Origin of the sequence: Streptomyces sp. NBC_01275, assembly GCF_026340655.1 — a bacterium.
Classification (GTDB): Bacteria; Actinomycetota; Actinomycetes; order Streptomycetales; family Streptomycetaceae; genus Streptomyces.
On the sequence record NZ_JAPEOZ010000001.1, the window covers coordinates 5,067,895 to 5,087,419 of the forward strand.

Annotated in this window: 9 protein-coding genes; 1 reads left to right on the top strand and 8 read right to left on the bottom strand. The window is 72.6% G+C overall.

Translation table 11 applies throughout. The annotated features are described in order from the left end of the window. Window positions 1–27: 27 nt before the first annotated feature. Genes OG562_RS22335 through pstC form a run of 4 tightly spaced genes read right to left on the bottom strand, consistent with a single transcriptional unit; the run spans window position 28 to window position 6,794 of the window. A complete protein-coding gene (locus tag OG562_RS22335) occupies window positions 28–2,658 on the bottom strand; it encodes a hypothetical protein (RefSeq protein ID WP_266400482.1) in 2,631 nt (876 codons plus the stop codon). After that, window positions 2,655–4,328 (bottom strand): phosphate ABC transporter substrate-binding protein PstS, encoded by a 1,674-nt coding sequence (gene pstS / locus OG562_RS22340; RefSeq protein ID WP_266400484.1) that lies wholly within the window; start codon window positions 4,326–4,328, stop codon window positions 2,655–2,657. The genes OG562_RS22335 and pstS overlap by 4 nt, the downstream gene beginning before the upstream one ends. Continuing rightward, window positions 4,328–5,746 (bottom strand): phosphate ABC transporter permease PstA, encoded by a 1,419-nt coding sequence (gene pstA / locus OG562_RS22345; RefSeq protein ID WP_266400486.1) that lies wholly within the window; start codon window positions 5,744–5,746, stop codon window positions 4,328–4,330. The genes pstS and pstA overlap by 1 nt, the downstream gene beginning before the upstream one ends. A gap of 10 nt (window positions 5,747–5,756) precedes the next feature. Further along, entirely contained in the window at window positions 5,757–6,794 is a 1,038-nt protein-coding gene (gene pstC / locus OG562_RS22350; RefSeq protein ID WP_323187544.1) for a phosphate ABC transporter permease subunit PstC, read from the bottom strand. Window positions 6,795–7,135: 341 nt separating this feature from the next. On the opposite strand from pstC, the gene OG562_RS22355 reads away from it, so the two are divergent. Beyond that, complete coding sequence (locus tag OG562_RS22355; protein WP_266400490.1) at window positions 7,136–8,146, top strand: Lrp/AsnC family transcriptional regulator; 1,011 nt, start codon at window positions 7,136–7,138, stop codon at window positions 8,144–8,146. On the opposite strand, the gene OG562_RS22360 is transcribed toward OG562_RS22355, so the two are convergent. The 4 genes from OG562_RS22360 to OG562_RS22375 all read right to left on the bottom strand — a co-directional run bounded on the left by OG562_RS22360 (window position 8,127) and on the right by OG562_RS22375 (window position 19,524). Then, window positions 8,127–9,146: a hypothetical protein gene (locus OG562_RS22360; protein ID WP_266400492.1), complete on the bottom strand. Its 1,020-nt coding sequence runs from the start codon at window positions 9,144–9,146 to the stop codon at window positions 8,127–8,129. The two genes, OG562_RS22355 and OG562_RS22360, sit on opposite strands and share 20 nt — an antisense overlap. A gap of 315 nt (window positions 9,147–9,461) precedes the next feature. Beyond that, entirely contained in the window at window positions 9,462–14,591 is a 5,130-nt protein-coding gene (locus OG562_RS22365; RefSeq protein ID WP_266400495.1) for a caspase family protein, read from the bottom strand. A gap of 32 nt (window positions 14,592–14,623) precedes the next feature. After that, window positions 14,624–18,565 carry a hypothetical protein gene (locus OG562_RS22370; RefSeq protein WP_266400497.1) on the bottom strand — a complete coding sequence of 1,314 codons (3,942 nt, stop codon included), beginning with the start codon at window positions 18,563–18,565 and terminating at the stop codon, window positions 14,624–14,626. After that, window positions 18,562–19,524: a hypothetical protein gene (locus OG562_RS22375; RefSeq protein ID WP_266400498.1), complete on the bottom strand. Its 963-nt coding sequence runs from the start codon at window positions 19,522–19,524 to the stop codon at window positions 18,562–18,564. The genes OG562_RS22370 and OG562_RS22375 overlap by 4 nt, the downstream gene beginning before the upstream one ends. Window position 19,525 lies beyond the last annotated feature (1 nt).

Below are 19,525 nucleotides of genomic sequence, written 5' to 3' on the forward strand. Positions count from 1 at the left end.
GGGGAGGGCCGCCGCAGGGGGCGGCGCTCAGGGCCGCAGCAGCTTCCGCAGCCGCTCCGGCAGGGTGAACTCCGGTACGACGGTCACCGTGCGGCCGCCCGGGAGCGGCACCCGCAGCGGCAGCCGCAGCCGTCGGCCGCCCGCGAAGGGCGCGCCCACCGCGGCCGCCGCGCCGAGGGCGGCGCCCACGGGGACGGCGTAGCGCAGGGCGTTCGCGGGGTCGGCGGGCGTCTCGCCCAGCGCGGTGGTGCGCACCGCGTCGCCTCCGTCGTACGACGGTGAGGCGGCGGGCGAGGCGCTGGCGCCGCCCGCTGCCGTGCCGGTACCGCCGTCGGTCGTGGCGCCGGTCGAGCCGCCGCCTGCGCCGGTGTCGCCGGCCGAGCCGCTTCCGCCGGTGGACGAGCCGCCGGAGTCGCCGCTTCCGTCGCCGGAGTCGCCGCCCTGGTAGGCGGCGAGGGCGTCGGCGGCGGCGCGGGCGCGGGCGCGCAGCTTCTTCGGCAGCGGGGCGTATCCGGCGGGCAGTCGGCCCGGGTCGGCGCCGGTGAGCTGGCCGTCGCCCGCCGCGTAGCGCAGCAGGGTCGCGTAGTCCTTGCGGGCGGCGGCGTCGAGGTCGGCGGGGCGGGCGGCCGCGTAGACCAGTTGGGCGAGGGGGTAGGCGGCCTTGGCCGTCGCCCCGGCCGGGGTGATCTCGGCGACGCCCTTGCCGGCGGCGCTCGCGGCGGCGGAGGTCAGGGCGCCGGCCGTGGGCGCGACGAACGCGCCGGCCGCGTTGCGCAGCCGGGCGGTCTGCAGGCCGTAGCGGGTGGCGGAGGCCACGTCGGTGACCGTGATCAGGAACCGGGAGCCGACGGTCTGCGGGCCGGGGCTCTTGTACGCGGGCGGGCTGGCCAGCGGGTCCCAGGTCGACTTCCACAGGCCGTCGGCGCGGCGGGTGTGCAGCGCGCCGGCGTGCATGTCGTCGACGTACGGATGGAAGTCGATCATGCACTGCGGCTGGGTGGCGCCGGTGCCGGGCGGGGTCGTGCACCAGGGGTCGCTCTTCGGGTAGTCGTCCGCGCGGGACGGGTCGAAGACGGCGCCGGTCGGGTTGAGGTCCGTGTTCGTGGAGTAGTACGGGTTGACCCGCATGCCCCAGTCGTCGGAGACGCCGGCGAGGAACCGCCGGGCGTCCTTGTCGGCCAGGATCCACTGCCACAGCGCGCGGGCCGAGTCGGAGTGGCCGAGCGTGGTGAGCAGGTCGGTGTCGGTCGCGGGGGTCTCGGCGACCGACAGATCCGCGAACTGCGGGTTCAGGCCGATGAACTCCGGGTCGGAGGCGAGGCCGGCCGGATTGTCCGTCGCCCAGCCGTAGCCCTTGGCGGCGGTGCCGTTGATCACCGCTCCCCAGGGGGAGTTGCGGTACGACTCGGTGAGCAGCTTGGCGACCAGGCGGGGGGTGAGGTCGATGGACTCGACCTTGGTGCCGGCCAGTCTCTGTGCCGACTCCGGTGCGCCGGCCTTCGGTCTGCGTTCGATCGTGAAGCCGATGACGGTTCCCGAGAGCGCGACCGGCGCGTACGACGTCGTGCCGGAGGGCGCTGTCGTGCCCTCGTCGGCGCCCAGCGCGCGGGTGGTGAAGGCGAGGCTGGAGGCGCCGTCGCGGGTGAGGCGGGCGCGGGTGTCGGGCTCGCCCTGTTCGGTGTAGCCGTAGACCTTGCCGGACGGGCACAGGGCCGCCTGCCAGCTGGTCATCGCGTCGGCGACCAGCTCGCTGCCGGTGGTGGGGCGTTCGGCGGAGCCCAGGGCGCAGTTGGCGCCGACCGGGTTGAAGCCGAGCGGGATCGCGACGCGGTTCTTCCAGTTGGTCGAGGAGACCGGGGAGCCGGCGTTGACCTGGCTCTGGTCCGCGTACGGCTTGCCGTCGAGGTCGAGATGGCCCTGTGGCACGATCACCAGCCAGCAACTGCGGGGCTTGGTCACGCCGTTGGCGGTGACCGGGGTGCCGCAGCCCAGGTGCGGGGCCTCGTTGGCGGTCTGGACCTCGAAGAACTCCTTCCCGGTGCCGTCGGCGCCGGTGCGGGCGAAGTCGACCTCGTTGGTGGTGTTGCGGTTGAAGTAGGGGTTGTTCTGGGTGTCGGAGGTGACGGTGGCCCCGCTGACCGGCTTGAAGGGGACCTCGCCGGGCGCGTTGGGGTTGGCGGCCCCGTACCGGTCGTCCTGACCGTAGTTGGCGGGGTCGGCGCTGTAGAAGACGCGGCGGGTGTCGTCGTAGTCGTTGCCGGGCCAGCTGCCCCGGTCGCTGGTCGGGGAGGCCCCGTACTGGCACTGGGTGCGCGGCGGTCCCGGGTTGGCCGGGACCGTGCCGTCGTCGTCGCCCCAGCACTGCATGATCTGCACGAAGTCGGTGTTGAACCAGGTGCCCGCGAAGGTGGTCGGGTCGCCGCCGGTCCAGGAGACGGTGACGGCCTGGCTGGACAGGCGGGTGGTCTGGTCGACCGTGAACCGCATGTCCTTGAACTCGCCGCGCCCGGAGACCGTGACGGCGGAGCCGGAGCCGGAGCCGGAGCCGCTGCTCGCGGCGGTCGCGGGCGGGGCGGCCTGGGCGACCGCGAGCCCGGCGAGGGCGCCGACGGCCGCCCCGGCGACCAGGCGGGCGAGCAGACGGCGTACGGCCTTCATCGCGAACTCCCTTCGGAGGAACGCCCGTTGGCGCGCAGCAGGCGGGACACCAGGGACGGCAGCAGGATCATCGCGAGCACCAGGAACGCGGCGAGGACCATCAGGGTCTGGGCGGAGGTCCAGCCGGTGCGCCCGGCGACCGAGACGGGCTGGGCGAGGGCGATCGTGCCGTCGGCGGCCGTCCCGCCGCCGGAGCCCGAGGCCGCGCTGCCGGCGCCCGGGGACAGGGTCTGGCCGGTGTCGGGGTCCACGGAGGGCTGCCCGCCGCCGGTCCCGGAGGAGCCGCCGGTCGAGCCGCCGGACGCGCCCGTCGCCGTACCGCCGGTCGCACCCGAACCGCCGGACGAGCCTCCGGAACTCCCGTTCGTGCTCGTCGACTTGGCTCCTCCACTGCCCGAAGTGCAGGCGGCCGCGCCCTTCTTGTCGCAGGCCTTCGGGTAAGGGGCGGTCTCGGCGAGCTTGTTGCGGCCGCCCGTGGTGAAGGTCGGGTTGTTGCAGTTGCGGATGTTGATGTTCTGCGCCTGCACGCCCGGGATCCGGCGGATCTGGTCGAAGCCCGCCTGCACCAGGTTGATCGGCAGCGGCGAGTAGCCGAGGTCGGGCGCCTGTTGCTGGCCCTGGCACATGAAGTAGTAGGAGAACGCGCCGAGCGTCTTGCCCTTGGCCTTGGTGAAGGTGCCCTGCACCTTCAGCGGCAGGATCATGTACGAGTAGCTGGACAGCGGGTAGTTGCGCCGGTCGCTGTCGTTGTAGACGCCGTCGAGCTGCTGGGTGAGGTAGTCCGCCGAGCTCCTGTTCGTGTTGATCTTCGCCTTGAGCAGCGAGACCGCCACGTTCTGCGGGGTCGGCTCGGTGTAGTAGCCGGCGTGGTTGAGGACCTTGGCGACCGGATAGTGCGCGTTGAGGGCGTAGGAGTAGTTGACGTAACCGATCGCGCCCTCGCCGTAGTTCTGCGCGACGTACCCGGCCACGCCCAGGTCGCCGGACTGGGCGATCATGCCGGTGACGGTCGGGTAGTACGAGGTCTGCCCGCAGGCTCCTGAGCGGCCGACGCGCCCGCAGTACGCCTGCCACAGCGCCTTGTGCTGGGCCGCCATCCACATCGTGAACTGGGCGGTGGAGCCGGAGCCGTCGGAGCGGACGACGGGCACGATGGTGCGGTGGGGAAGCTGGAGCCCGGGGTTGTCGGCCTTGATGACGGGGTCGTCCCAGGTCTTCACCGCCCCCGTGAAGATCTTGGTGACGACGTCGCCGGAGAGCCGCAGGTTGGTGACCCGCTTGCCGTTGACGGTCAGGTGGTACATGAACACGGTGCCGCCCGCCACGATCGGCATGTAGGCGTACGACCCGGCGCCCGGCCGCTCGGCGGCGCTGCCGTCCGTGGGGTGGGTCTGGAACGGGATGTCCGACACCGCGAAGTCGACCGTCCCGCTGAGGAACTGCCGCCGCCCGTCGGAGGATCCGGTGCCGGCGTACGAGATCCGCATGCCGTACTGGTTGACGGCCCGCCGCCACTCGTCGACGGCGTTCTCCGCCCAGGTGGAGCCGGCCCCGGCGATCGGCGTGTAGCTGTCGGCGGCGGCGGGGGCGGCCGCCGTCCCGGCGAGGACGCCGAGCAGCGCGGCCAGGATGCCCAGCCGGCGCAGGCTGGTCTTGAGGTGGCTGAGCATCAGTCGTTCTCTCCGGTCTCTCCGGTGACGGCTTGGTGGGCGGGGGGCGACGGCTCGGGCGGGTGCAGTGCGGCGAACCGTGCCGCGTCGCTCCGCGAGGCGCGCGCCGTGCGGCGGGACTGGCGGCGGCTCTGGTGGCCCGGGCCGCGGCCGCCGATCACCCGGGCGATCACGAACAGCACGAGCACCAGCGCCATCAGCACGGTGGCCGCCCCGAAACCGCGGGCGATCATCGTGGGCTCCGGCGACTTGACGAAGTTGAAGACGGCGAGCGGGAGGGAGACCATCGGGCCGCTCGTCGGGTCGGCGTTGAGGGCCGCCGTGAACCCCGCGGTGAGCAGCACCGGCGAGGTCTCGCCGATACCGCGCGCGGTGCCGAGGATGACGGCGGTGGCGAGCCCGGAGCGGGCGGTCGGCAGGACGACGTGCCAGACGGTCCGCCACCGCGGGGCCCCCAGCGCCTCCGCCGCCTCCGTCAGCGTGCCGGGCACGAGCCGCAGGACGACGTCCGCCGCCCGGATCACGATCGGCAGCATCATCACGCTGATCGCGAAGCCCGCCGCCAGCCCCGACTTCTGCAGGCCGAGGCCGAGGATCCAGGTGGCGTACACCATGAGTCCCGCGACGATCGACGGCAGCGCGGTCATCGCCTCGACGATGGTCCGTACGAACCGGGAGAGGCGGCCCGGGATCTGGTTGAGGTAGACCGCGCAGGCCAGCCCCAGCGGAACGGTGATGGTGAGCGCGATGGCGATCATCATCACCGTGCCGAGCATCGCGTGGGCGATGCCGCCGTGGGACAGCGGGTCCAGCGGGCCCGCCGCCTGCATGTCCTGGGTGAAGAAGTTGCCGTGCGGCAGCGCCTCGCGCCCCCGCCAGGCCGTGAACCCGATGACGAGCGCGAGCGCGCCGAACAGCAGCCCGGCCGCCGTCCACAGCACCACCGTCATCACCCGGTCGCGTACCGCCTGGCCGTCCTCCTCCAGACCGGTGAGGACGGCGTACGCCGCGAGGAAGGCGAGATACGCGGTGACGACGAAGCCCAGACCGCCGGAGAACGGCGCGATCTGCCCGAAGAGCAGGACGGCCACACACAGCCCGGAGGCGGCCGCGCCCCACAGAGCCAACACCCCCGAACGGGTGGGCCCGCCGATACGACGCGGCTCGTCGGGGAGGTCGGCGGCGGGGGTGAGGGCGGGGTCAGCGGCGGGGGCGGGGGCGGGGGCGAGGCCTGGGGCGGAGGCAGAGGCGAGGCCGGGGGCGCTCGCCGCGGCCGCCGATGCGCGCTCCTCCGCAGCTTCCTCCGCCGCTACTTCCGCAGCAGCTTCCGCCGTTTCCCCTGCGGCTTCCGCGACCTCCGCGACCTCCGCGGCTTCTCCCGCGGCCTCTTCTCTGGCTTCTTCTGCGACGTTTTCCACGACCGTCATCTCATGCCTCGCTCTGCGCGCCGGAACGGGAGCGGGCCACGATGGAGGAGGCGGTGAAGTTGACCGCCAGGGTGAGCAGGAACAGCGCCAGGCCCGCCGCCATCAGCGCCGACATGCCGAAGGTGGACGCGTCGCCGTAGTGCAGGGCGATGAGGGAGGAGACGGAGTTCGAGCCGGTCTGCAGGATGTGCGGCTGGATGACGAAGACCGGCGAGATGATCAGATAGACGGCGATCGTCTCGCCGAGCGCCCGGCCGAGCCCGAGCATCGTCCCGCCGATGATGCCGCCCTTGCCGTACGGCAGGACGACCGCCCGGATCATGCCCCAGCGGGTGGCGCCCAGCGCGTACGCGCCCTCGCGTTCGCCGGCCGGGGCCTGCGTGAACACCTCCCGCATCACCGAGCACTGGATCGGCGCGACCATCAGCGCGACGACGATCCCCGCGACGAAGGCGGAGGCGGTGTAGACGCTGTCGGAGGCCAGGGGCTCGCCGGGCTGGGTTCCGTCGACGGTGAACAGGGGGATCCAGCCGAGCCAGTCGGACAGCCACCGCGACAGCCCGATCACATGCTGCTGGAGGAAGAACAGTCCCCACAGCCCGTACACCACCGACGGGACGGCCGCCATCAGGTCGACCAGGGTGACCAGGGTGCGGCGCAGTCTGCGCGGGGCAACGTCGGAGATGAACAGCGCGGTCCCCACGGCCAGCGGCACGGAGATCGTCACCGCGACGGCGGCGATCAGCAGGGTGCCGGTGAGCACGGCCGCGATGCCGAAGCGGTGGACGTCCGGCTGCCACTGCGCCGTGGTCAGGAACGACAGCCCCGTGGCGCGCAGCGCCTGACCGGCCCTCAGCAGCAGGAACAGCCCGACGGCCGCCATGATGCCGAGGACGACGACTCCGGTGGCCGTCAACTGATACCGGAAGATCCGGTCACCGAGCCCGTGGGCCGCGTGCGGCCGTCGAGGGACGGGTCTGTCAGGCTCCGGTTCGCCGGAAGCCTCCTGTACGGACACCACTGCGCCCCCCAAGGACACGGTTCACCCCATGCGGCTTCGTGATCGAGCCGCGCGGGGGAGAGTCAATGGCGGGATCCTGTCCCCCCAACGCGCCGGATGTGGACGAGATGTGAATTGCTCATGTCGCTTTCGTGGGGTGGCTGTGAGGGGCAGGCCCTAGGGGGTTTCCCTTGCGGCGCGGCGCGGCGCGGCGCGGCGCGACGTGGCGTGGCATGGCGTGGCATGGCGTGGCATGGCAGGCCGCGGAGCCGTTGCTTGCGCCCGAACCGACATCGGAGAAGCCCACGCCCATCACCGCCAAAGCGGCCGGAAGCGAGCATCAACCGCTGACAGCGCCACCCCGGTGGCACACTTCCTCCGTGGCAGACGACATGGACAGGAGAATCCTCCACGCCCTCCAGTGCGCGCCGAGGGCCCCGTTCCGGCGTATCGGCGAGGTGATCGGCGTGTCGGAGCAGACCGCGGCCCGCCGTTACCACGCGCTGCGCCGCGACGGGGTGGTGCGGGTGGTGGGCGTGGTCGACCCCGCCGTGTACGGGCAGGCGCAGTGGGTCGCCCGCGTCCGCTGCCGCCCCGACCGGGTCGCCCCGCTCGCCGACGCACTCGCCCGGCGGCCCGACATCGCCTACGCCAACATCGCCTCGGGCGGCTCGGAGATCATCTGCGTCATCAGCTCGCCCGTCGACTTCCAGCGCGACGACATGCTGCTGCGGCAACTGCCCAAGTCGGCCGCCGTCCTCGACGTGAGCATCGACCTGATGATCCATCCGTTCGGCGATCCCGGCAGGGTGGGCTGGGCCGGCGCCGGCGGACGCCTCACCCCCGAGCAGGTACGCCGACTGACCGGCGACCGGCCCTCCGCCGCCCCGACCGGCCCTCCGCCGCCCCCGGCCGACGAGGACGCCCCGCTCCTGGACGCCCTCGCCCAGGACGGCCGGACCACCCACACCCAGCTGGCCGAACTCACCGGCTGGTCCAAGGCCCGCGTCGCCCGCAGACTCGAGGCCCTGGAGGCCTCCGGCACCCTCTCCTACGACGTCGACTCGATCCCCGAACGCCTCGGCTACCACCTCAACGCCACCCTCTGGCTGCGCGTGGCCCCCGCCCACCTCCAGCACATCGGAGAAGAGCTGGCCCGCCACGACGAGATCGCCTTCGCCGGAGCCATCAGCGGGCGGCACAACGTGATGGCCATCGTCGTCTGCCACGACGCCGAGGACTTCTACCGCTATCTGGTCACCCGGGTCGCCCCGCTCCCCGGCATCGACTCCTACGACGTGAGCATCAGGGTCCGCCGCCTCAAACAGGCCGCCTCCCTCATCTCCCACGGCCGTCTGGTCCATCCGGCGGTCAGCCGGCTGAGAAGGTGATCACCTGCGTGTAGTCGGTTCCGGCGTGGAACTCCACCCGTTGCGTGCCGGTCGGCGCGTGGATCCCGCTCAGCGGGAGCGTCCAGGTGTGCGTGGAGCCGCTGACCGTCGTTCCGGGATCGGCGCCGACCTCGGTCCAGCTCCAGTGGCTCGACAGGCTCCGGTAGAGGACGCCGTTCTCGATCATGTAGTCCGCGCCGAGGACCGAGGGCGACGGATAGGGGAGCCGATAGCCGGTCGCGGTGTCGCCGTCGGTGTCGATGAAGGCGTGGTAGTACTTCTGCGAGGTGTGGAAGGTCGCCCGGAGGGTGACGGTTCCGGCGGACACGCAGGCGGAGTAGCCGGTGATGGGCCCGGAGCCCGCGATGGGCGTGCAGGGGGCCCCGCCGTCGTCACCGCCCGACCCGGTCTTGGCATGGTCGGCAGCGGCCGTGGTGGCGGAGGGCCGGGCCTTCGCGGAGGGCTGGGCGTCGCCGGCCGCGGCGGATGCCGTGGCCGATGCCTGTGGCGACGCGCTCTCGCCGTCCGCCGACGGCGAGACGGACGGCAGGGCCGGCCCGAGCCCGCCCGGCGTGCTCTCGTACGGGCCACCGCCCCCGGTCGCCTGCGGTACGTCGTCCGGCGTCGACGCCGACGGCCGCACGTCGCCGCCGCCGACCACGAGGAAGGCGCCGCCGATCAGCGCGGCCCCGACCACGGCGACGCCGGCCAGCAGCACCGCCCGGGGCAACCGCCGCCAGACGGGGGGTCGAAGGGCGGCGTGGGCGGCATCGGCGGCGTCGGCGGCGTCGGCGGTGTCGGCACCCGCCCGGTCCGGCCGCGCGTCGGCACGCCCCGCCGCGAACGCGGCCGCCGCGGCGGACAGCGGCGCGACCGTGGCAGCGGACTTCGCCCCGGGCTCGGAGTCTTTCCCGGAGCCGGAATCCGGCCCGTTGAGGGCGGCGGACGCCGCCGCGATCGCCGACGGTCCTTTCGACCGGCGTGGCAGCGGAGCCTGCACTGTCGTGGCGTCCTTCCAGGAGAGCCGTCCAGGAGAGCCGTGCCGAACCCGTCCGGCAGCGCTGAGCCGCCGATCGTACCTGGGTTCGACAAGGATCGAGCCACATCTCGGCGGCTCATCTCAGTCAACGTGCCTGTGAAGAGCCCCAGTTGAGTCCCAGGCCCGGAAAGTCTGCCGGTTCGTACAGGTCTCACGGCCGGTGGCGCCTTCGCTGTCTCGGCCGTACTGCTGGTCGCCTTCCTGTTCCTCCAGGCCCGCAGCGCGGACCCGCCACCCCCACCGACCCTGACATGACGCGGTCCTGGACCCAGGGACTCAAGGGCTCGGCTCGAACCGGAGCGCGAACATGTCCGCGTACAGCTCCAGGCGCAGGCGCACCCACTCCGGGGGCTCACCCACCGCCCGGGCACAGTGCTCGATCCGGTCCTGCCGTACCGGGCCGGTCAGGGCGGGCAGTCTTCCGTCGAGGCGCTCGGAGAGGATCGCCAGGTCCTGCCAGCCCGGTACGACGTCGGGTACGCCGGTGATCGACGGCGGTATCCCCTCCAGGGCGAGGTAGGGGGTGACACGCCGTTGCCAGGTGTGCCGTACCGACTCGCCGAGACGGCCGGCGATGCCGACCAGGTCGAGGGGCAGCAGCGGGGATCCGGGCGGGGAGACGCGATGGGCCGGGTCGACCGCCACGGCGTCGTGGAGCGTGGGCACGTCGTCCGGCAGAGCGGCCACCGCCTCGCCGGACAGCTCCGGTACGAGCGCGCCCACGGCCCGCAGGGGGGCCAGGGTCCGGTACGCCGCCCCCACGCCGACATGACGGGCGCGGGCGTAGTCCACGAGCCGCCGCGCGGTGAGCGGGACCCAGTGCGGTGTCTCGAACCACTCGTAGTCCACCTCCTCGTGCGGGCCCTGGTCGATCAGCGCCGCCGTCTCCTCCCAGCTCGGGCTGTACTTCCGCAACTCCTTGGGCGGACGCGGGGCCACGAGATCGGCGCTCAGCCCCAGGTTCCGGGCCTCCCGGCGGGCGGTGTCCCACAGGACCGACAGCTTCTGCCGCAGCCGCTGGCTTCCGGTGAACAGCACGGCCGAGGTCGCCGGCACGGGATAGTCGGCGCCGTCCCAGCTGGGATCCTCCCCGGAGAACGCGTATCTGCTGGGCATGGGCAGGTCGTCCCAGGCCCGCAACAGGCCTGCCGCGTCCGGGAGATCCACCCCGGCGTCCCTCAGCTCCTCCGCGAACCAGGACAGTTCCTCCCACGACGTCTGGTGGGAGCGGACGAACGCGAGGTCCCGGAGCGAGACGCCGCCCTCCAGCCGGATGTCCGCGTCGTGCAGCCACCGTACGAGTTGGCCCGTCTCGGGCGAGGGGACCAGGTCCCGTGCGGCCGAGCGCTTGGTGTAGCGCCGGCGGTGGACCAGTCCGACGGACTTCGCCTCGCGGGCGAGTACGCGTTCCGCCTCCCCTACGGAGATCCCCCACTCCCCGGCCAGTTCGACGGCGGCCGCCCACGGCAGCACAGGGCGGCCGTCCGCGCCGTGGACGACGTAGTGGCGCAGGAAGGGGAGCACCTCGGCCGGTACGGCGTCCCACCGGGCGGTCAGGACCGCGTCGGGCACCGGGCGGCCCAGCCAGGCGAAGTCGGCCATGCGCCGCCGCACCTCGCCCGCGTCCAGGCCCGTCGCGGCGGCCACCACCGGTACGTCCCAGGGGTGAACGGCCGGGCGCCAGCGCTGCTTGTCCTCCTGGAGGTAGAGAAGCCTCAGCTCCTCGCCGGTGCAGACGTGATCGCGATGGCGGTCCGGCGCCGGCGGCAGCGGCCTCTCCACGAACGGCGCGTACCGGGCGCAGGCTTCGGCCAGCTCGCCGAGCGGCGTGCGGTACTTGGCGGAGGCACGGGCGATGCCGGACAGGTCCTCGGGCGCGTGCCGGTAGTAGATCTCGTCGGCGGCCCGCCGCTTGGGCAGACGCTGCCCCCAGACGGTGATGGCGAGGCCGTCCAGCGGATCGGGTTCACTGCCCAGGAGCCCGGTCGCGACGCACCAGTCGGTGAAGTCCGGCTTCCAGTCCAGGTCGCCGCCGCCGTGGACGGCCGGCGCCGCCAGCCGCGGATGCACGATGCGCAGACCCCGTGCCGCGCGGAGCACCTCCGCCACGGTCGTCTTCTGCTCGTGGGCCACCAGGACCGCGGTGCGCCAGTCGCCGTCGACCTTCGCCGCGATGTCCGACCAGCCCGGCTGCGGCACGGGGTGGCCCGCGAGGGACAGGGGCGCCGCTTCCTTCCGGGTCCGGTACTCGGGCCCGAGGGCGGCCGACCGCCAGGGCCGGACCATGTCCGTGAGCGTCTCCTGCTCGCGTCGCCCCGTCCGGCTGTTCAAGGAGGCGTCCAGCTTGAACCAGCCGACCTCGTCGAGGTTCGCCGTCCGGCCGTGACCGTCCGACGCGAGCACCCCTCGCCCCCGCCAGGCCTTCCACAGGATGCGCGCGATCGAGGGCTCGCGGGACTCCATGTCCCACAGCCAGGCCAGGCTCAACCTCGCCTCGGCGGGCAGCACGTGGGCGCCCTGCCGGAACTGCCGGCGGGCCCACCGGACGTCGTAGCTCTCCAGCTTCTTGCGGTTGACGCTGAGTTCGCCCGCGTGCGCGCCCGACAGATTGAGCACGTACCCGAAGGTCCGCTGGTCGGTGGCGATCCCGTCGCACACGATCGCCCCGTCGCCCCCGACCCACCACAGCGTGCCCGGCACCGCCTCGTGGGCGGACTCGGCGGACACCGCGCGCGGCCCCTCTCCGGACTTGAGGCGTCCGGGAAGCCAGACCTCCTCGGCGCCGTCCTCGCCCCGGACTTCCAGCCGGAACTCGCTGAGCAGGACCAGAGACCGCAGCACCGACACGGCGGAGTCCTCGCCCAGCGCCCCCGCACGGCGCAGATGCAACCGGACCCGTGTGCCGCCCTCGGGCAGCGCGGCGCCGTCGCGCCCGTCGTCCTCACGCACCCGGAAGAGACTGCCGCTGACCGGGATCTCGACCCGCAGCGCCCGCTCCGCCGGGCGTCCGTCCGTCCCGACCGGCCGGGTGACGATCGTCATCTCGTCGGCGAGCATGAAATAGCTGAAGACGCCTATGCCGAACCGGCTGTTGGGGTACAGCCGCAGCGCTCTGTCGTGGCGCAGCCACGCGGCCTGCTCCCGGCGGAAGGAGTGCGACTGGTCGAAGCGGCGGCCGGCCCGGGTGAACGTGTTCTTCAGCTGGTCGACGGTCATGCCGACCCCGTTGTCCACGCACTCGACATAGCGCCCGCTGGCGTCCTCGCCCACCTCGATGCGGATCCGGCCGGCCCACTGCGCGGGCTCCTTGCCCAGACCCCGCAGGTAGCGGACGCGCATCTCCCGGTAGCGGCAGGCGTCCATGGCGTTCTGGTACAGCTCCCGCAGGGCGAGTTCGGGTTCGCCGTCGTACAGCTTCTCGCCCATCAGCAGGCGGCGGATCTCCGTCTGCGCCAGCGAGAAACGCGCGAGCGGCACGTCGTAGGCGCTCCTGCCGCGCTCGCCGTCCGGCCGCAGCCGGTGGTCGGACAGCCGCGAGGGGAGTCCCCGCAGCAGTGCGGCCTCGACCTGCGGCAGGTGGCGGGCCGACTCCCGCAGCGTGTAGCCGAGGTCGTCGGCGTCCTCGACGACCGAGGCGAGCGCCGCATGGATCGCCGGATGCGGACAGACGGCGTCCAGATGGAGATACGAGGGAGTGTCACCGTCCTGGTCGAGGTCCCAGAAGGCGTCCCGGAGCACCGTGACCACCTCGCGCGGCACCACCGGATCGGACACGGCGAGATGCTCGGCGAGGACCTCCGGCAGACATCGCGCGTCGAAGGCGAGCAGCCCCGCGAGCCGCAGCAGCGCGGCGAGCGGCCGTACGCGCAGGCGCCACGGTGTCCTGCGGACGACGTGACGGTCCGGCGGCAGCCGCTGATCGTCCGGCGGAGCCCCCAGGACGAGGCCCGCGGCGACCGCGCGCAGGGCGGCGGACAGGGTTCCCGCCCGGCCGCCGAGCCGCTCGCCCGCCGCGGGCGGCGCCACGTCGAGGAGCCGCGCCACGAAGCCGTCGGCCAGGGCCGCGGGCACCGCCTCCTCGTCGGTCGCGAACCGCTCCTCGATCCACCGGTGCACCAGCCACAGCACGACGGCGTGCCGGTCGTCCGTGGGATGCGTCGCCCACCGGTACCAGTCCGTGAGCTTCTCGGTGATCTGCGGGTAGTGCTCGGTGATCTGCTCGTAGTGCCGCCGCTGCTCGCCGGCCTGGTCGTCGCGCCGGACCCGGTACGGACGGAACTCGGCGGCCTGGCTCAGCCGGTCGGCCCAGGCCGCCTCGTGCAGCAGGACGCCGGCGATCAGCGCGGTGACCTCCAGCGCGGACAGCTCCGCGCCCTTGGGCAGGAGCAGCGGGAGCCGGTCGGTCAGCAGGCGGACCGGATACTCGTCGTCGGCCCAGGGATCGGGCAGCCGTTCCTGGGCGAGGTGGACGTGGCGGGCGGCCTGCGCGGCCAGAGCGGACAGACAGTCCTGCAGAGGGGCCACGGCTTCCGTGTCGGCCTCCGGCACCCGCTCCCACAGCGCCGGTGTGCGCACGGCGTCCTGCCAGGCTTCCAGCAGACGTCTGCCCCGGGCGACCTCCAGGGACCTGGTCGCCTCCGCCAGATCGGTCCCGTAGTGGATCACGACCCTCTGTGGCCCGGCCGGCGCGCGGAGCGCGAGCGCGTGGGTCTCCCGCTTGGTCGCCTCGTACACCTGCTCCACCGTCGTGGCCTCCGTCAACGGGTCGAAGGCCCGCGCGAGCGACGACGTGAAGAAACTGCCCGTCTCCGCGAAGCCGCTGCGCTCACCCGGGCCACAGCCCGTGATCATGGCGAAGCCGCTGTGCGGGGGCCCCTTGACGACGTTGCTGCCGAATCCGCCGCCTTCTTCGCTCTCCGCCCGACGACAGGCGTCGATCAACCACAGCACGGTGCCGGCCGAGCAGTTGGCGAGATACCGGCTGATGTCGGCTTCGAGGAGCGACTCCCGTACGTGGGGCTGCTCCCACCCGGCCGCGGGGTCGCCGTCCTCGGCGTCGGCGTCGGCGTGGGCATCGGCGTCGGCGTCGGCGTCGGCGTCGGCGGGGGCGCGGGCGTCGGCGGGCACCAAGTAGTCGGTGGTGCCGATCCGGACGCCGTGCCCGGTGAAGTAGAGGAGCAGCGTGCTGCCGGCCGGCACGTTCCCGGACAGCTCGGAGATGCGCTCGGTGATCTCGTTCCGGGTGGGATTCGACAAGGTCTCGACCACGTAGCCGCTGCCCCGCAGGGAGGCGCTCAGGACACGCAGATCCGCGTCCACCGTCGCCGCCAGGGAGGGGAGACGGTGCTCCGCCCCCGGGTTTTCGCCCACGCCTATGAGCAGGGCTATGCGTCCGTCGTCTTCCATCCGGCCCCCGTTTCCGCTCCGGCCCGCCATTATCAGGGGCCCAGGTGCACGACTGCGGCGAAAGCGAGCGCGTGCTCGGCGGAATGGGCGATCCACGTCCGCACGACCTGGTGCAGGGCGCGGGCCGAGCCCTCCGGACGAAGCCGTCCGTCGGGGCCCAGGAGCAGGACGTACACGGAGTGCGCGAAGTCGTGGACGGCCGCGTCCGCACTCCATCCCGGCAGCCCGATCACGTGGTCGAAGCCGGCGGTCTGGAAGGCGGTGGCCAAGGTCCATCCGTCGCTCTCGAAGCCCTGATCGCCGCCGTTCGACTCGCGGACCGAGAGATAGGCCAGTGCTCCGTCGGCGCCGTCGGTGCCGAATCCCAGCTGGGGGACGCCCTCGTGAAGACGGGCGCGGCCGACGAAGTGGAAGAACGGGTGGTCGGCGAGGTGCGCCGCGACGTTCGCACCGGCGGCCTGCGTGCCGCGCAGGACGCGGGCGTGCGGGAGGAGCCGATGGATTGCGTCGATCTCCCTCGCCCCGTACGGCAGGTCGTCGTCCGCGAGGACCAGCAGCATCGGCTGGACAGGCTGGTGGCCCGAGTGCCTTTCGCGGGTTCGTGCGGTCGTCAGCGCCTGAAGGCTTGAGGTGTAGGAGTGAACCGCGTAGTCCATGGCGGACCTCGAATGCTGCCCCGCCAGGTGGAGGGGGAGCATGGTGAACGGGCTGGTGGGACACCACCACATGCGTGGCAGCATGTCGGACCAGACCGCGTCGTTCGCCGCCGCACTCTCTGTGGTGGGGTACGGGATGCCGGTGCTGGTCCCGTAGCCCAGCCCGAGAGCGGAGAGGACAGGCCCCACCGTGCTTCGATCCAGCCATTCGAGTATCTGCCAGACCACGTGCTGATCCTGTGGCGCAGGGCCGGTGCTCATCGCGGCCCGATAACTGTTCGTCTGGTTCTTGAGAGCGGCCGGGCTCAATTCGGGCAGCGGGAGCGACGACACCCCCTGGCGGGTCACGAGCAGTGCGTCGCAGCGGCGGGCGGCCGTGCTGAGAACGACGACGGGACCTTCGCTCGCAGCCGCCACCAGCCGGTGAGCGGGTACGGGGGCGAGGAAGTCCCCGAAACCGGGAACGGCACGCATCTCTGTGACGAGCTGGTCCAGCCGGGTTTGAACCGAGGCTTGCAGCCGGTGGATCCGTGATGCGATCGGCCTGGGGGAGAGATGGAGGAGCGCCCACAGCCGACGGAGCTCCGCGACGAGATCCGGCGCGGCTCCCCGCAGCCGGTGCACCTCCACAGGAGATTCCTGACGCCAGGCCGACAGGAGAACACTCCGTTGTTCCAGGAACTCGAGTGCGCGTTCCGGCGCCCCCGCCTCGATGGCGCAGGCGGCGGCCTCCCCGCTCAGCTTCTCCCAGGCCCTGACGATGTCCGCGTGGTCACGGCCGGACGCCAGCAGCATCAGCGGGAGAAGGTCGGCGACGGTCTCGTAGCTCTGTACGACGTCCTCGGGCAGGTTGAGGCGCACCGCCAGACTTCCCCAGAGGAGTCCGGCCCAGAGACGTTGCAGCGGCAGGGCGTACCGGCGGACAGCGACCTCCTGCGCTCTGTCGGCCGCACGGCGGAGGGAGGCGTACGACGTCTTCGGTCTGCCTGAGATGAACGCGGCGCGGGCCAGGAGCACGGACGACGACTCTGGATCGATGAGCGGACGGTCGATGCCACCGTCGCCGTACTGCAGGAGTGAGTCCAACTCCGCCAGGGCGCCGGTGAGGTCCGTCCGCGACGAGTCGAGTGTGTGCAGTTCGAGCAGGGCGGAGGCGTAGGCGGCGGTCCGTGCGAGATGGTCCGCGGGGCCGAGGGCGACGAGATCCTCCCTGGTCGACCTGAAGCTCTCGATGGCCTGGCTCAGCGACTGGCTGTCCCCGGTCGCCCGGTATCTCAGGACCAGGCATTCGCCTTGCTGGACGAGTGCGGTGTGCCGGTAGGGCAGGTCCGGGTGGTGCCGGAACTGGGAGACGACCTCCCGGGAGGCGTCGACGGCGAGGTCGAGTGCGGACACGTCTCCGGTCCGGCGGAAGCTGTCGAGCAGGCAGCGGTTCAGGCTGATGAGCGCCGTCATTCTCCAGACGGACCTCGTCGGCAGGGATCTGGCCGCCTGTTCGGCGAGAGTGACCGCCTCGTCGAGATCCGCCTGCTCCGACAGCACGGCGGAGCCCACCCGCAGGACGTCGCTCAGAGCGTGTTGCAGCCGGGGACGGAGCCGTATGTCCCTCTCAGGACTGAGCTTGACGGCCGAGCGGCTCTGCCGCAGCGCCGCGTGGAGAGCGGCCTGCGAACCGTCCCTCCAGAAGCGGGCCAGATGCACCGAGGCGAGTACGGACGCCCGCTCGGCCAGTACGGATCGGGGCTCCTGCGGGGGCGCGGCTTCCGCTACCAGGATTTCGGCCCGGTCGAGGTCGGCCGGATCTCCCTCCGCCTCGTACCAGGCGACGAGAACCCGGGCGAGTGACAGCGCGTAAGTCTCCCGGTCGGAAGTCGAGTCGAGCGTCGAGTCCATGAGATCCATGGCCCGACGCAGGGCGTTCTCGCGTGGCCGGACCGTATGGAGGACCACGTAGGTGTCGAGAAGTTCCGAGATGAGCCGTCCGGTGGCGATCGTGCCGCCCCGCAGTCGGATCTCCCGGGTGGCGAGGGCGTCCACGGCCTGGTGCAGGTAGGAGAGGTCACCCGTGTAGTGGAAGAGTTCGCGCTGGGCGGCCCCGAGGACGGTGTCGGCTCGCATGCTCTGCTCCAGGGACACCACGCCGGTCATGAGCACTACGACGCCGACGGCGCGTTCAAGCGAATTCCGTGAGCCGAAGCGAAGGCCGTGGAGATACAGCGTTTCCGCGATTTCGCAGCCGAGTTCGGGGAATTCTCTCAGCTCGTATCCGGTCTCGAGGGTATGCGTCGCCAGAGCGAGGGCCGCGAGGAGGTCATCGGGTTTGCCCGCGCGGTGGTGGTACCGCTCGCGCAGGTCCCGGATCGCCTGCGTCAGCCGTGGCGCCAACTCGGGGTCCACGTCGGGCCCGATCAGTTCGCTCAGCGCTTCGTACTCGGACGCGTCCGGCCGTGGCGTGGCCGGGGCGGGTTCGTCGATGACGTACACCTGCCCCGCGCCGGTGCGCAGGCCGACCGGGCCGGTCCCCACGTCGAGGCGGACGACCTCGGCCGCGTCGACGCGCACCGTGCGGACGGCTGAGCCCGCGGTGATCTCGACCACCCGCGGGGAGGTGTCGGGGACGAGGACGGCCGCCGCGTCCCTGCCCCGGACCTTTCCCAGCAGCAGCGTCCTTCCTTCGCGCAGGACGCCGAGCGGGGCTTCTCCGACGGCCGAGGCGATGGACGACACGGTGGTGAGGGTGAGTTCGGGCGCCGTGCCGGGGTCGAGGGACGGAACGTGCGGGCGGGCCGCGTTGGCGAGGCTCCACGCGGTGGCGGTCGAGAGGGTCTCGGAGGGCAGCCGGCGCTGTGCCTCCGCGAACCAGCCCGCCAGACCGGACCGGTTCTCCCGTACCAGGGAGTGCAGGGCACGGTTGAGGTGCTGGGTCGCGCCTTCGGCGTTCCCGCTGAGGCTGTCCCAGGTGACCTGTTCCTCCAGCAGCAGCGCGGGCGACAGGTCGTGGTGGAACTCGCTGACGATGCTCGCGATCTCCCGTAGCCGCGGCTCCTTCTCCAGCTTGTCCACGAGACCCGCGCGCAGGTAGGGCAGGCATTCCGGGAGCAGCGCGACGGCCTCGGGCGTGCGGGCGCCCACCCAGTCGCAGAACCAGAGGTCGGCTTCGGCGCCGACGTCCAGGTGCGGCAGGAGCCGGAGCCTGACCTCGCGGATCAGCTCGGGTTCGATACGGGTCGCGATGCTCAGCACCGTGGCGAGTTCCATCGCGCCGGGCGGGGGCGCCGGCGGCAGTTCCTGTGACAGTTCGCCCAGCGGTCCGGTCACGGCAGCCTCACCGCGGCCCGGGCCGCGGTGGTCGTACGGTCCCAACTGACCAGTGGCAGCAGGCTCGTCATCCATCGTGGCCAGCGGCGGGGCGGGTACGGGGAGAGCGCGACGACGCCGCATCCCGCCCGGGTGACCAGGCCGACGAAGTGCTCCCAGTCCTCCCGGGCGCCGCGCTGGGGGTCGTCGGGGGGTCCGCCCAGACCGAGGTCCGACAGCAGCAGGACGGGCCTGCCGGACTCGGGGGGAGCGTAGGCGGTGCGCGTCCAGCGTGCGCCGGGCCCGGTGCCGCGCTGGGGGGCGCCGGAGAAGTAGCCCACCTCGACCAGAGAGGGGCCGACCACGGCACGGATGCGTTCGAGGAGGTGGTTCTGGTCGCGCCGGAAGGGCTGCATTCCGGTGCCTCGGTCGACCAGGACCTGGACTCCGTAGCGCATCGTGGGCACGGGCAGGCGGGGCAGCCGGCCGACGGGGCGGCCGTGGGCGAGGGTGTCGACGAGGGACGAGAGGTCCACGGCGCCCTCGGGCACCCGCCGGGAGATCATGGCCCTGAGGACGGCGCTGGTCCAGGCGGGAACGAACAGCGGCTGATGGGGGAGCGGGGCCCGCTCGGACGTCGGCCTCGCGAGCGGCTCCACCGGTTCACGCGGCGCCTGCACGGGCTCGACGCGGGTCGGGCGGAGCAACGGCAGTTCCTCCGTCACGTCGACGGTCTCCGTCCCGTCGTCGTCGGCGGGACTCGGCGGCGGCTCGTGATCGGGCTCCGGGTCCCGTTCCTGACGGGGGGTTTCGACGGGAGTCCGCGACCCGTCGGGGGCGGCGAAGGGCGTGCCGCGGTCGGTGGCCGGTACGACCGCCGGGGCGAACCCCAGCATCTCCAGGACGTGCGCCTGTTCGCCGGGGGTCCGCGCCACCTTCAGGGCACGGACGGCGTCACCCACCCAGATCTGCGAACGCATC

What these genes read in the sequence shown, in the direction of transcription:
- OG562_RS22335 (WP_266400482.1), bottom strand. Translation starts at nt 2,658, where the DNA reads ATGAAGGCCGTACGCCGTCTGCTCGCCCGCCTGGTCGCCGGGGCGGCC.
- pstS (WP_266400484.1), bottom strand. Translation starts at nt 4,328, where the DNA reads ATGCTCAGCCACCTCAAGACCAGCCTGCGCCGGCTGGGCATCCTGGCC.
- OG562_RS22365 (WP_266400495.1), bottom strand. Translation starts at nt 14,591, where the DNA reads ATGGAAGACGACGGACGCATAGCCCTGCTCATAGGCGTGGGCGAAAAC.
- OG562_RS22375 (WP_266400498.1), bottom strand. Translation starts at nt 19,524, where the DNA reads ATGCGTTCGCAGATCTGGGTGGGTGACGCCGTCCGTGCCCTGAAGGTG.